The sequence below is a fragment of the Bacillus pumilus genome (assembly GCF_003431975.1).
GTDB classification, from domain to species: Bacteria; Bacillota; Bacilli; order Bacillales; family Bacillaceae; genus Bacillus; species Bacillus pumilus_N.
Window position 1 is genome coordinate 3,033,318 of record NZ_CP027116.1, and the last position, 12,969, is coordinate 3,046,286.

A 12,969-nucleotide genomic window follows, 5' to 3' on the forward strand; every position below is an offset into this window, starting at 1 on the left:
CCAGTTCTTTAGAACGTGAATTTATATTGATTGAAGGAGGTTTATTTTCTTGCAGCTTATTCACTTCGCCATCCTATCGCCTTTTTTGCTTGCGTTTGTTGTGCCTTTTCTTTTTAAATACGTAAAACGTATACATACAGGATGGTTTGTTCTTATCTTGCCTATTCTATTATTTATCTATTTTGTCCAGATGATTACGATGACATCAAATGGACGAACGTTATTTTCACAGGTCGAATGGATTCCTTCACTTGGAATGAATTTCACTGTGTATGTAGACGGTCTTAGTTTGTTATTTGCCCTATTGATTACAGGTATTGGCGCACTTGTCGTCTTATACAGTATTTTCTACTTATCGAAGGAAAAAGAACAGCTCGGCTCTTTTTATACGTATTTGTTAATGTTCATGACCGCTATGCTCGGTGTCGTTCTATCTGACAACATGGTGGTTCTTTACTTGTTTTGGGAGCTAACTAGTATCTCTTCCTTCCTGCTCATTGGATATTGGTATAAGCGGGAGCGCTCACGTTATGGAGCGACAAAATCACTGCTAATTACCGTTTTTGGCGGATTAGCTATGCTCGGTGGTTTTATCCTCCTCTATCTGATTACTGATTCATTTAGTATTCGTGAAGCAGTCAATCAGCTTCAGCTCATTATGGCATCACCTTACTTTATCCCTGCCATGATTCTGATCTTACTTGGTGCCTTTACAAAATCAGCGCAGTTTCCTTTCTATATCTGGCTGCCTGATGCGATGGAAGCACCAACTCCTGTGAGCAGTTATTTGCATTCTGCCACAATGGTAAAAGCCGGTATCTACCTTGTAGCCCGCTTTAGTCCCATCTTTGCTATATCAGAGGTATGGTTTTGGACCATATCCATCGTTGGACTTGTGACGTTATTTTGGGGATCATTCCATGCCGTTCGTCAAAACGATTTAAAAGCCATTCTTGCCTTTTCTACCGTTAGTCAGCTCGGAATGATTATGCTTATGCTTGGTGTAGGTGCAGCTGCAATTCATGAAAACAAACCCGCCTATTTCGGTGCGGCCGTTCTCGCTGCGATCTTCCATTTAATTAATCATGCCACGTTTAAAGGCAGTCTCTTTATGGCGGCTGGTATCATCGATCATGAAACCGGTACCCGTGACATTCGGAAGTTAGGCGGTTTAATGACCATTATGCCGATTACCTTTACAATTACGTTAATCGGTACATTTTCTATGGCTGGTCTCCCGCCATTTAACGGTTTCTTAAGTAAAGAGCTGTTTTTCACAAGTATGGTGCGCATTTCTGAGGTCAGTTTTACTGACATTTCAACATGGGGCACTATTTTCCCAGCCGTTGCTTGGCTTGCTAGTGTATTTACGTTCATTTACAGTATGATGCTTCTCTTTAAAACATTTAGAGGCAATCTTCAGTTAGATCAATTAGAGAAAAAGCCGCATGAAGCACCGATTGGTATGCTCATCCCGCCAATTATCCTTGCTGCACTTGTGGTCACCTTTTTCTTCTTCCCAAATATTCTAGCTTATTCTGTCATTGAACCTGCAATTGCAGCCATTATTCCTGATGCAATTGATCCAGGAAAACGGTTTGTTGTCAAAATTGAAGCATGGCACGGCTTTCAGCCAGAGCTCTATATGACAATGGGTGTTGTCGCTTTAGGGATTATCGGATATTTGACGTTGTCAAAATGGCGTCCAATCTACAATATCTTTAAGGAAAAATGGTCATTTAACTCCTTATATGACCGTTCACTGATCGGCTTAGAAAAAGGCTCCTATCGCCTAACAAATAGTTATATGACTGGTTTCCTTCGTGATTACCTTGTCTATGTGTTTGGATTCATGATTATCGTGCTTGGGGGCGTGATGTTTTATCAGAATGCCTTTTCATTTAATATGGAGCATGCTGCTCCAGTCGGCACATACGAGGTCATTCTATCATTAGTCATGATAGCCGCAACCCTCACGACTGTGTTTGCTCGTTCTCGCTTAACAGCCATTATCGGTTTAGGTGTCATGGGGTATACGCTGTCACTATTTTTTGTTATTTTCAGGGCACCTGACCTTGCCCTCACCCAGTTAATTATTGAAACAATTTCTGTTGCACTGTTTTTACTTTGCTTCTATCACTTGCCACAACTGAGCATGAAGCAAAAAACGAGGAAATTTAAAATGACCAATCTCATCATTTCAGTAGGTGTTGGAGTCATTGTGACATGCCTTGCTTTCGCTTCCACAAGCAATCAGTCACTTGATACGATTGCGTCTTACTTTATTGAAAACAGCTACAAGCTTGCAGGCGGAGACAACATTGTCAATGTCATCCTTGTTGATTTCAGGGGCTTTGATACACTGTTTGAAATTACCGTGCTGGCGATTGCGGCACTTGGTATTTATGGATTATTAAAGACTCATGGAAAACGGAAGAGAGGAGTGCGTCGATGAGAAAAATTGATACGAATGATATGCTTTTACAAGTCACAACCAAAATCACTGCATTCATCATCCTGCTCTTCTCCCTTCACCTGTTTCTTGCGGGACATAACAATCCTGGCGGAGGATTTATTGGCGGCTTAATGAGTGCGAGCGCTGTCGTCCTTCTACTCTTAGCCTACGATCTGAAGACAGTAAGACGCATTCTGCCATTTAACTTTATCTATGTTGCAGGTGTGGGGCTGCTTATTGCGCTATTGACTGGTATGGGATCTTTCCTGTTCGGTGCTCCTTTTCTATCCCATACCTTTGGTTATTTTCAATTACCGATTTTAGGGAAAACAGAGCTGGCAACAGCCGTCCTGTTTGATATCGGTGTGTATTTGGTTGTTGTCGGTGTCACCATGACCATTATTCAAACGATTGGAGAGAAGGAATAATGGAATTTCTAATGTCTATTCTCGTCGGAATTATCTTTATGACGGCGACCTATTTACTGCTTTCAAAAAGCCTTTTACGGGTCATCGTTGGGACTGCTGTTTTGAGCCACGGTGTCCATTTACTTCTATTAACAATGGGTGGCTTAAAAAAAGGTGCTCCTCCCATTTTAACTGAGGGGATCACATCCTATGTAGATCCATTGCCACAAGCATTAATTTTAACGGCTATTGTCATTTCGTTTGGTGTGACATCATTTCTACTCGTCATGGCCTTCCGAGCCTTCCAAGAGCTGCGAACAGATGACATGGATCAAATGAGAGGAAATGATCAGCTTGAATAATCTCGTTATATTACCTATTTTAGTACCAGTTCTATCCGCTACATTGCTGATTTTTATGAATAAAAATATCATGCTGTCTAGAGGTTTTAGCGTTTTTGCGTCTCTTACAGCGATCGCGTGCAATCTATTTTTGGTCCAAACGATTTTCACAAATGGGATTCAAACACTTAATTTAGGCGGCTGGAAAGCACCATTTGGCATTGCGCTTGTAGCTGATCAGTTTGCTGCACTGCTCGTACTGACCGCTTCCATTGTTGGGCTTGTCACAGTGCTTTTTTCCTTTCGAACAATTGGAAAAGAAAGAGAGCGACTGTTCTATTATTCCGGCGTACAGTTCTTGTTAGCTGGCGTGAGCGGCGCCTTTTTAACAGGAGATATTTTCAACTTGTTTGTATTCTTTGAATTGCTGCTGATGGCGTCATACATGCTCATTGTGCTGGGCGGATCAAAACCGCAGCTTCGTGAATCACTCAAATACATTGTGTTTAATATCATCTCATCGGCTTTATTTATCGTCGGTGTCGCTTGTTTATATGCAGTCACTGGTACACTGAATATGGCTGATTTAAGTGTGAAGATCGCTGAATCAGGGCAAACAGGATTAATCACTGTCATTTCCATTCTGTTCATGATTGTATTTGGCTTAAAAGCTGGGATCTTCCCGCTTTATTTCTGGCTTCCAGGATCGTATCATGCACCGCCAGCAGCGATTTCCGCTCTATTTGGTGCTTTGCTGACAAAGGTTGGCTTGTATGCGATTGCCAGGGTCTTCACGCTAATTTTTATACACGATACAGGATTCACTCATACATTTATGGCGTGGCTGGCCGCACTGACGGTAATATTCGGCGTGATTGGCTCGATTGCCTATTCCGATGTGCAAAAGATCGTGATTTATAACATTGTGACAGCGGTGGGGGTCATTTTATTTGGAATTGCTGCCAATACTCCTGCATCGCTCCAAGGGGCCATTTATTATCTCATTCACGACATGGTCATCAAAGGCGCTTTATTTATGCTAGCAGGTGCACTCCTTGTGTACGCTGGCACAAACAATCTGAAAAAAATGGGCGGGCTGATTCAATCACAGCCACTTCTCGGCTGGATGTTTTTCATATCCGCATTATCCCTTGCAGGAATCCCGCCGCTTAGCGGGTTTGTAGGAAAGTTGAAAATTGTGGAAGGCGGCTTTTCAGCTGGGTATATGACTTTTTCTATCCTTGTCTTATTATCCAGCCTTCTTGTCCTTTATAGTGTCATGAGGATTTTCATGCTCGCATTTTGGGGCGAGGAACAGGATCTGCCAAGAAGAAAACCGTCAATAAAAGGAATGGTGTATCCAGGCGTACTGCTTGTCGTCTTATCGCTTGCGATTGGATTAGGAACAGAGTTCATTGCTCCTTACATCAATCAAGCTGCGGAAATGCTTTCAACACCAGAAAAATATATTCAAGCTGTGCTGAAGGAGTAGATGAACATGGCCTTTCAAATATTATTAAACGCTCTCCTCGCCTTTACCTGGATGTTTATGAATGATACATACACGGCCTCAGGCTTTGTATCAGGATATATACTTGGGATGGTCGCTATTTTTATGCTGCGGCGTTTCTTCCCGCAACGTTTTTACGGCTTTGCTCTTTATTCCATTTTCAAGCTAGTGGTCATTTTCATTCGAGAACTGCTTCTTGCCAATTTAAGTGTGCTCAAGACGATTTTGTCTCCGAAGCTTCAAATCAAGCCAGGGATATTCGCCTTTCGTACAGACTTAAAACGGGATTGGGAAATTACTGTGCTGGCTAATTTAATTACGTTGACTCCAGGAACACTCGTAATCGATATATCAGATGATCGATCGATTTTATACATTCATGCGATGGATATTGAAGATGCTGAAAAAGCCATTCATGATATTCGTGTATCATTTGAAAAAGCCATTCAGGAGGTGAGCAGTAAATAATGGATACCATTTTACAAATATCACTCGGCATTCTCGCCTTGTCTACTTTACTTTTTGTCATTCGGGTCATTAAAGGACCCTCCATTCCAGACCGTGTGAGTGCACTTGATGCGGTAGGGATTAATTTAATTGGGATGACAGCCATTGTGTCCATCTTACTGAAGACAACTACATTCTTTGAGATTGTTTTACTGCTCGGCATTCTTGCGTTTATCGGCACCGTCGCTTTTTCTAAATTCCTTGAGAAAGGGGAAGTGATTGAAAATGATCGTCATCGCTAAAGCCATCGTGATCTTTTTCATCTTGCTTGGCGCCATTTTGTGTCTCGTCTCAGCTATTGGTTTACTTCGATTGCCAGATGTTTATACACGTATGCATGCTGCGTCAAAAGCTTCAACACTTGGTGTTGTCCTGATATTAGTTGGGGTATTCTTTCATGAATGGTTTCTTGCCGGCATCATCTCTGCGAAGATTTTGCTCGGGATTGTCTTTATCTTCTTAACAGCTCCAGTCGGGGCACACTTGATTGGAAGAGCCGCCTACAATACTGGGGTCAAGATGGACAAACGAAGCGTCCAAGATGATTATGGCGGTTTTCGCAACTTCGTGATTAAACGAAAAGAAGACTCGTATCTATAAAGCTTTTGTCAATTGAATGAAGGCCCTCACATGTGAGGGCCTTCATTTATTTCTACCGCTAAACCTAAAAAAAGCTTCCGCTGCACCGGGAGCTTTTTTATATACGATCAATGACAGCAAGTGTGCACCTTGACGTACAGATGTGCCGGTCTCGATCATCCTTTATATCGATTTGAAATACCATCGTACGGCGCCCTACATGTACAGGAACAGCTGTCGCTGTCACCACGCCATCACGCACAGATTTTAAATGATTGGCATTGATTTCAATACCTGAGCAAACCTGCTGGGTTAAGTCTAAATGAGCCGCAGCCCCCATGCTTGCCACTGTTTCTGCAAGAGCAGCAGATGCTCCTCCATGCAGGAGTCCAAATGGCTGTTTTGTTCTGTGATCAACTGGCATTGTGGCCACGCAGCGTGATTTATTGCACTCTACAATCTCAATCCCCAGTGCTTCAAGCAATGTATTTGATTCACTCACTTCCATCAGGATTCTCTCCCTTCACCCGTTTACAGCACACTTTCAGATTTTGCAATTAACACCGCTTCAGTTCGTGATCCTACATTCAGCTTATTAAAGATGGACGTCAAACTATATTCAATCGAGCGTTTGCTCAAATGAAGCACATCGGCAATCTCTTGGTTCGTATATCCTTTTTCCACTTCTCTGAGGATCAAACACTCCCGCTCTGTTAACAGATCGTGATCGGTCTGCTGCGCCTGTTCTGGCTTTTCTTGCTGTTGTGAAATTAATTTCTTTAAATAGGATAGCTGAATGACAACTTCTCCTTGCAATGTGCGGTGTATGTATTCAATAATTTTGTCCTTTGTCTCTGTTTTACTAATGGCACCGTGCAATCCAGCCCGAATGGCCTCTTCAAAATAATCATCTACTTCATACCCTGTATAAATGATAATTTTCACTTTCTGGTTCGTTTCTAAAATTTGCTTCGCAATGTCCATTCCATTGATATCCCCGAGATTTAAATCCATCAAAATCACATCATAGATGGAAAAGTCATGCGTCTTTAAAAAGGCGGCTTCTGCATCAGGACTTAAACAATCGACTGATAGCTGCTGATCTGATTCTAATATGCTTTTTGTCCCTTCCATGACAGCCGGATGATCATCAATGACCAATATCTTCTTCATGTCTTCCTCCCTTTAAATCACTCACTTCCATTTTATATAAAAGACTTGGCAGATGCCAAGTCTTATTCCTTAATAAATCGTTACAATTCCATTTCAATTTTCACCTTGAGCCCTTTTTCAGGGGCTGTGTGAATGTGAAGTTTCCCATTTAACGCCTTGACCCGTTCTCTAATTCCCGATAGGCCCATGCTCATGGTGTGCTGATCAAGATGACTTGCATCAAAACCGACACCATCATCCTCGTAGTGAAGAACAACCTGATCTTTAATACAAATCAGCATCACCAGCACTTGGGTGGCTTGAGAATGCTTCAATGCATTGGATAACAGCTCCTGAACAATCCGGTAAATATTCAGCTGAGAGTCAATATCAATGTCCAGCTCTTTATCAAAGCGTGTCGTATTCAGCCGGATATGAAACGGTGCAACCTCCTGAATTTGAGAAGTCAGCTTCGATATCGCCTTGACTAAACCTAGATCATACAATAGCTGTGGCCGAAGTTCATGACATGTTTCTCTCGTGGTTTGAATCACCTTAGACATTTGCTCGTTCCATGAGATAAGAGATTGTTCAATAGATGTGGGGCATTGATCATTTTGGAAATTCGTTAAAAACATCTCTGACTGCCTTTTCAGCGATATCAAATCCTGCAGCACAGAATCATGAAGATCTCTCGCTAAATCGGAGCGCTGCTTTTCCTCCATCGCAAACATCACTTTTTTCAGCCATGCGGGATTCGCTTCACGCTGCTTCAAATCTTCAAGATGCTCCATCAATTCTTCGATCTTGACGACATTCTCTAAACTGACACTAGTATAAAAAGCCAATGTTTTCAGCCAAGAAATCTCATCTCGGGTTAATTTCGGTGTCTGTAAATTGGATAAACAGCAAATCACAAACGAGTGCCCGCCCCGCTCGCCAATTTTCATCATAAACCCTTTATCAAGCTCAATGATTTTCCCGACTTCACCTAAAATATCTTGAAATTGATCCACATACACTTTCCATAGGCTGCTACCTTCTGTTGACTCATCGACTTCTTTTATTTGTCCATCAGGTTTCACCTCAAGGACAAAGGCTTTATTGACAATGAGAACTTCTAATATCGTATATTTCAAATGATACAGTACTTGATGAAGAGATGATGCTTCACGAATGAGCTGTGTAAATTTAAACACACTATCCTGATAATTATACTTCTCAGAAAAACGTTTCAGCCGGAAGCGGAAATCTAGAATTTCTTTGAAATAAAAGACCGCAAGCATGAGTGTATAAGTGATTAAGGCGAGCTTCAAAGTGTACTTCAAGTCTTCTGGTTTCTGCAAAATGTAAAATGTGACGACAACGAAAATAGTCGGTGTGATCGCTAGAAAACCATAGTACCTCAGTCTACTAATCAGAAAATCCATATTGTAAAGCTTGTTCGTCATAAATTGATACACGAGTGAAAAAGGAATGAGCAAGACAAAAGAAGTTAAGAAAAAGGGATCTACCACATAAATACGAAACAAAACATATGGAATTGCAAATAAAAAGATAAATGGACAAAATGCTATGATATTTATCATGACAAAAAACTTTAAAACAGACCCCTGCTCTGTCTCTTTATATTTCCGCATTCCATTGATAATCACTTTGAATGACATAATAATAGAAGCGAAAAAGAATAAAAGATTTAAACTTGGCATGTATCTCGCTATCGCCGAATCAATCGGAACAAATAACTCTATTACTAGATTAATTATAGGAAGACTATATAAAAAGCGAATTGTTTTTTGAGTCGTTATATGCAGGTCAAACTCTTTGAAATATTGATAAATGAAATGAATATAAAAGATAAATACACTTGATAAACAAAATACGATCACATAATGGCTAAATCTCTCACCAATACCTGATGTACCTGCACTAAGATATCCGATACAAATCGTTAATAAAAATAAAACTAAAAGAAATGCTGATTTTCGCTGGGCCTCTTTGTTAATTCGAATGATAAAGAAGATACAAAATAAACAAATTGAATACAGGATGAGAGGTATTAAATAGACAAATAAACTTTCTTGACCAATCAATGTCTTATTTTTTAGGGTGATCATTTGGTTGCCTCTTTGAATATCAATTCTTTGCACATTCCTAAGCTCACCATTGATCAAATGATCTTTGTTGTTAGCAGGTTCCCCATTGATTTTAAGTATAATATCTCCTTCTTCTAATCCTGATGTGTAGGCTAAAGAAAGATATTCAACTTTGACAACTTCTGCTTGACCGTTCTTGTTCTCCGCTACACGTGCTCCATTAAAAATATCAAATACATAAATATATGAAACATAGATCACAAATAAAAAAGACAGAAAAACTAAAAAAGCAGATAGTTTCGTATAAGTTATCTTCATGTAAAAAACATCCTTAACTGGAGAACTTTTAAATCATTTTTAAATGAATCGTATCATTTATAGTACCATATATAATCTGCAGACATTTGCCCTTTTTTAATCCCCTGAATGATTGCTTTCATGGTTTGCTCATCTGTATGAATTAAACTTGCATTCCCTAAGTCCAATTCATTCACAACACCAGGATTTTCCACTAAATATGCAATAACATTTTGAATGTTCAATCATTGCCCTCCTTTGTCATAAATGCATATAATTGTTCCTTCTTCGTTTTAGGTAAATCAAGTTGTTCCATTTCACGCTTCATTTTTAACAGCATAATCTCTCTCATCGATACCATGTACTGAGTCAAACCAGCTTCAAGTAACTTCTGCTTCAATTGAAACGGCTTTTGCTCTGACTCATCCAGCCGCTTAGAAAAGAAGGAAAGAAGCTCTTGACTGGCATCGTTAAAACGTCTTTGTAAATAACTGAATGCAAGCGTTTGTTTTTTTTGAAAATCTCCGTTTGTTTTTGAAAATAACGCAAAAAAATCGTTACTGATCTGTTCAGCAACACCATAATATATCGAATAAGATTCCACAGTGGCGTTTATTTTTCCTGTCGCTAAATAAACACCCAGTACGCTAGAAAGAGCTGTTAAAGATCCTGATTTTTTCCTTAAAACCTCTACACACTCTTCTTCTGTTCCATGCAGATGACGCAAATCCTCATGCTGCCCTTCCATAGACATTTTGATGAAGTGGAACAGTTTCTCTATTAGTTGAGAATTATTTTCACAAATTGATGTGATGAATTGGATACTCACCGTATACAAATACGTAGAAGCATTGATGGCCACTCCTTGGTTGACGTTCATCCAAGGATACGAGTCATTGTCCTGATCTTCAATATCATCTAATATATCGGCAGATAAGATAAGAAGTTCAATCCCTGCTGCCAGTTTTGTAATCGGTTGCTTGTCTTGTCCGCCAAATGCCTTATAATGCTGGTAAGCCAATTGACCAAGAGGAAATTCTTTTTTTCTATCTGTAAATTTCAAAAGCAGTTTTTGTAAATCATTCTGCCTGACTGCAAGTTGAATAAAATCAGACATATTCTGCTTGATTTTCGTATTCTCTAGATAGTTTAGCATACTCGATGTTGTACCTCACCCTTCCTCCTTTTATTTTACTAAAAAGACATGAGTAAATGTCCACTGACATCACTATTTAACAATTATATAATAATATATCCTTTTTTTGTATGTATTTGGATAAAAAAAAGACTTGATGATTATCAAGTCTTTAAGAAATTTTCACATATTCATATTTGTCGTATTGATCAATGCTTTTGTTAATGTTATGAAGAGAAGCTGTTGTTTCTCTAATTTCGTTTTCAAGTTTCCATAATAATTGTTTAAGTTCTTCGATTTCATACTTTTCCATCGATTCCACTCTCCTTTTTTGGAAGATCAATGTATTTGTGTATGGTGATTGGGTCATAAGTATTTGATCTGTTACTAACAGTGTAAATGCAATTGAGTATTTTTTCACCGAAAAGTATGCACAAAATGTGTGCGTGATACCGCAAAATTCAATAGGTCTTTTTTCATCATTTTCTGACTTTTCAAATCATACTTTTATCTTAATTTCAAAGGAACTTCGTCATTTTTGCGACAGGAATAGGCATCATTCGTCACACTTCTCTCACAACAGAACGTACGATCCCTTCTATAACCTTTGTTTTACGTGTCATAGGTCAGACGACAGACCCTATTGTGGACACCGCAATTTTTTGGCGACATTCACCGAAATTGACCGCAAAAGTACCTATTTTTATGTTGGATTTATAAAGGTAGAAAGATCATTTTGATTCTTTATTCTGATTTTCTACATACATTTAGAACAGATATCCGTCCAAATTCACGTCAATGAGAGAAGAGGTGACCATGTGTTTTACTATGTTCCTTATCCTGCCTTGCAGGTTCCCGCAATGAGCCGCGCATACCCGCGCACGCCTATGACTTTTCCTCCAGTAGATGCCCACTCGTTTCAACGGGCCGCAAAGGAATCAGCCCGTCTTGTTGCTGATGCTTCACTCATTACACAACAGGTTTCCGGCTCACTTTCGTTTGCACAGCGCATCATGGAAGCTGCTGAGCGCTCTGATTCGACAAGTGTCATCCGCATGCTGAAGCAAATCGGTGTGAAAAGTAACATTGACATCCGCTTTAGTCCAGAAGGCATTCGTATCTACTTATCTCTCACCTCCAGCAGACTTTTCCTCCTTTTACAGTGGGCATAAAAAAAAGCCGCTCTGACGTGAGCGGCTTTTCTCAAGATTCAAACATTTTATGACACCATTCAATGGCTTCTATATAGCAGCCGTAGGCTTCTTGCTTCGGGAGTTCCCCATTTAACATCTCATCATCCCATTCATTACGTTCAATCCGTTTGGCCACATCTAGCACAAATGAATAATCATTTTCATAGCCAAGCAGTGCCTCACCAACTTCATCAGAAAGCGGCAGCTCTTTCACAAGTTCTGTGATATCTGCCCTGACAAGCGTATCAATAAGAGAAAACATGCCTGTCAGCATATAAGAGGCTGGATGCTTTCGTTCGGTACGACTGGCAATTAGTTCACACGTTTTAGCCCGAATGAAGGACATTTTGATAATTTCTTTTTGGCTTGAGTTGGCTTGGACATTCAGTTCTTTAAATGAAAGGATAAAAATCCAGCGACGAATTTCATTAAATCCAAGCAGGATAATCGCCTGACGGATACTTTTGATTTGATAAAGACGTCTCATGCCGCCTGAATTTAGCATTTTCAATAATTGATATGACAGGGAAAGGTCACTTTCAATAAAATGAGTCACGATCTGGATATTCGGCTGTTCCTTGCTCAGCTCATTTAACAGCTGATGGTACGCATGGAAGCTGGTCGATAATGCTCGTCCTGATATGACATGCGGCTCACTAAAGAAATACCCTTGAAACAAATGAAAGCCGGCTTTTAGCGCTTCTTCGTATTCTTTTCGCGTTTCCACTTTTTCTGCAAGGAATCGAAGTCGATACTTTTTATACGTATGGAGAATATCTCTTCGTTCTTCCGATGTGGTTTTCAGAAAGTCAATTTTTAAAATATCTATGCAATAGAGGAGTTCGTCAAGTAAATTGTCACTATAATGGGTTCCGCTTAGAAAAAAATCATCCAGTGCAATCGTATACCCCCATTTTTTTAACTGCTGACACCTTATAATAAGTGCCGGGGTAATCGGTACATTTTCTAATATCTCGATCACAAGCTGATGCGGATCAAAATAGGTGAGCAGATCAGATGACAGTAAACTTTCGGTGAAATTAATGTAGCATCGTTTGCCTTCTGTCAATGTTTCGATACCGATATTTAAAAAACTGTTAATAATGAGGTCGGTTGTCGCTTGATCACCGTCTTCAGCGCTATATGTATTGGTTTCACTATCTCTATAAAGCAGCTCATACGATACGACTTGTTCTTTTCTGTTAAAAATAGGCTGTCTCGCAACAAACACCCTCAACTGCTCCAATCCTCCTTTATGCAATGACAAACAAGATGTGCTTTCAGTATACCAAATGAT

General features: G+C 39.8%; 15 protein-coding genes. 8 read left to right on the top strand and 7 right to left on the bottom strand.

All coding sequences use genetic code 11. From position 1 onward, the window contains the following. The first annotated feature begins 49 nt into the window (after positions 1-49). Genes C5695_RS15810 through mnhG form a run of 7 tightly spaced genes read left to right on the top strand, consistent with a single transcriptional unit; the run spans position 50 to position 5,820 of the window. On the top strand, positions 50-2,455 hold the full coding sequence (locus C5695_RS15810) for a Na+/H+ antiporter subunit A (RefSeq protein WP_117731521.1): 2,406 nt from the start codon (positions 50-52) through the stop codon (positions 2,453-2,455). Further along, entirely contained in the window at positions 2,452-2,883 is a 432-nt protein-coding gene (locus tag C5695_RS15815; protein ID WP_106043633.1) for a Na(+)/H(+) antiporter subunit B, read from the top strand. The genes C5695_RS15810 and C5695_RS15815 overlap by 4 nt, the downstream gene beginning before the upstream one ends. Next, entirely contained in the window at positions 2,883-3,224 is a 342-nt protein-coding gene (locus C5695_RS15820; protein ID WP_117731522.1) for a Na(+)/H(+) antiporter subunit C, read from the top strand. Before C5695_RS15815 ends, C5695_RS15820 begins: the two co-directional genes overlap by 1 nt. After that, on the top strand, positions 3,217-4,695 hold the full coding sequence (locus C5695_RS15825) for a Na+/H+ antiporter subunit D (protein WP_148959753.1): 1,479 nt from the start codon (positions 3,217-3,219) through the stop codon (positions 4,693-4,695). The genes C5695_RS15820 and C5695_RS15825 overlap by 8 nt, the downstream gene beginning before the upstream one ends. Positions 4,696-4,701: 6 nt before the next feature. Next, a complete protein-coding gene (locus C5695_RS15830) occupies positions 4,702-5,181 on the top strand; it encodes a Na+/H+ antiporter subunit E (protein WP_117731524.1) in 480 nt (159 codons plus the stop codon). Beyond that, positions 5,178-5,462, top strand: a complete 285-nt coding sequence (locus C5695_RS15835) for a Na(+)/H(+) antiporter subunit F1 (protein WP_233230872.1) — start codon at positions 5,178-5,180, stop codon at positions 5,460-5,462. The genes C5695_RS15830 and C5695_RS15835 overlap by 4 nt, the downstream gene beginning before the upstream one ends. Continuing rightward, positions 5,446-5,820 carry a monovalent cation/H(+) antiporter subunit G gene (mnhG, locus tag C5695_RS15840; RefSeq protein ID WP_117731526.1) on the top strand — a complete coding sequence of 125 codons (375 nt, stop codon included), beginning with the start codon at positions 5,446-5,448 and terminating at the stop codon, positions 5,818-5,820. The genes C5695_RS15835 and mnhG overlap by 17 nt, the downstream gene beginning before the upstream one ends. A 97-nt stretch (positions 5,821-5,917) precedes the next feature. Here the strand turns inward: mnhG and C5695_RS15845 are convergent, their stop codons facing one another. The 6 genes from C5695_RS15845 to degQ form a co-directional block, all read right to left on the bottom strand. Beyond that, complete coding sequence (locus C5695_RS15845; protein ID WP_117731527.1) at positions 5,918-6,307, bottom strand: hotdog fold thioesterase; 390 nt, start codon at positions 6,305-6,307, stop codon at positions 5,918-5,920. A 23-nt stretch (positions 6,308-6,330) separates the two neighbouring features. Beyond that, positions 6,331-6,972, bottom strand: a complete 642-nt coding sequence (locus tag C5695_RS15850) for a two-component system response regulator ComA (RefSeq protein ID WP_117731528.1) — start codon at positions 6,970-6,972, stop codon at positions 6,331-6,333. Between the two features lie 80 nt (positions 6,973-7,052). Next, positions 7,053-9,365: an ATP-binding protein gene (locus C5695_RS15855; protein WP_117731529.1), complete on the bottom strand. Its 2,313-nt coding sequence runs from the start codon at positions 9,363-9,365 to the stop codon at positions 7,053-7,055. Between the two features lie 53 nt (positions 9,366-9,418). Beyond that, a complete protein-coding gene (gene comX / locus C5695_RS15860; protein WP_117731530.1) occupies positions 9,419-9,589 on the bottom strand; it encodes a competence pheromone ComX in 171 nt (56 codons plus the stop codon). Further along, a complete protein-coding gene (locus C5695_RS15865; RefSeq protein ID WP_117731531.1) occupies positions 9,586-10,500 on the bottom strand; it encodes a polyprenyl synthetase family protein in 915 nt (304 codons plus the stop codon). Before C5695_RS15865 ends, comX begins: the two co-directional genes overlap by 4 nt. Positions 10,501-10,651: 151 nt before the next feature. Further along, positions 10,652-10,792: a degradation enzyme regulation protein DegQ gene (gene degQ, locus C5695_RS15870; RefSeq protein ID WP_003213123.1), complete on the bottom strand. Its 141-nt coding sequence runs from the start codon at positions 10,790-10,792 to the stop codon at positions 10,652-10,654. Positions 10,793-11,297: 505 nt separating this feature from the next. On the opposite strand from degQ, the gene C5695_RS15875 reads away from it, so the two are divergent. Beyond that, complete coding sequence (locus tag C5695_RS15875; protein ID WP_117731532.1) at positions 11,298-11,651, top strand: YuzC family spore coat inner layer protein; 354 nt, start codon at positions 11,298-11,300, stop codon at positions 11,649-11,651. Between the two features lie 31 nt (positions 11,652-11,682). Here the strand turns inward: C5695_RS15875 and C5695_RS15880 are convergent, their stop codons facing one another. Continuing rightward, on the bottom strand, positions 11,683-12,909 hold the full coding sequence (locus tag C5695_RS15880) for an EAL and HDOD domain-containing protein (RefSeq protein ID WP_117731533.1): 1,227 nt from the start codon (positions 12,907-12,909) through the stop codon (positions 11,683-11,685). Between the last annotated feature and the right edge of the window lie 60 nt (positions 12,910-12,969).

Coding starts and splice junctions, on each gene's coding strand:
- mnhG (WP_117731526.1), top strand. CDS start 5,446: ATGATCGTCATCGCTAAAGCCATCGTGATCTTTTTCATCTTGCTTGGC.
- C5695_RS15855 (WP_117731529.1), bottom strand. CDS start 9,365: ATGAAGATAACTTATACGAAACTATCTGCTTTTTTAGTTTTTCTGTCT.
- C5695_RS15815 (WP_106043633.1), top strand. CDS start 2,452: ATGAGAAAAATTGATACGAATGATATGCTTTTACAAGTCACAACCAAA.
- C5695_RS15850 (WP_117731528.1), bottom strand. CDS start 6,972: ATGAAGAAGATATTGGTCATTGATGATCATCCGGCTGTCATGGAAGGG.
- C5695_RS15820 (WP_117731522.1), top strand. CDS start 2,883: ATGGAATTTCTAATGTCTATTCTCGTCGGAATTATCTTTATGACGGCG.
- C5695_RS15845 (WP_117731527.1), bottom strand. CDS start 6,307: ATGGAAGTGAGTGAATCAAATACATTGCTTGAAGCACTGGGGATTGAG.
- C5695_RS15865 (WP_117731531.1), bottom strand. CDS start 10,500: ATGCTAAACTATCTAGAGAATACGAAAATCAAGCAGAATATGTCTGAT.
- C5695_RS15830 (WP_117731524.1), top strand. CDS start 4,702: ATGGCCTTTCAAATATTATTAAACGCTCTCCTCGCCTTTACCTGGATG.
- degQ (WP_003213123.1), bottom strand. CDS start 10,792: ATGGAAAAGTATGAAATCGAAGAACTTAAACAATTATTATGGAAACTT.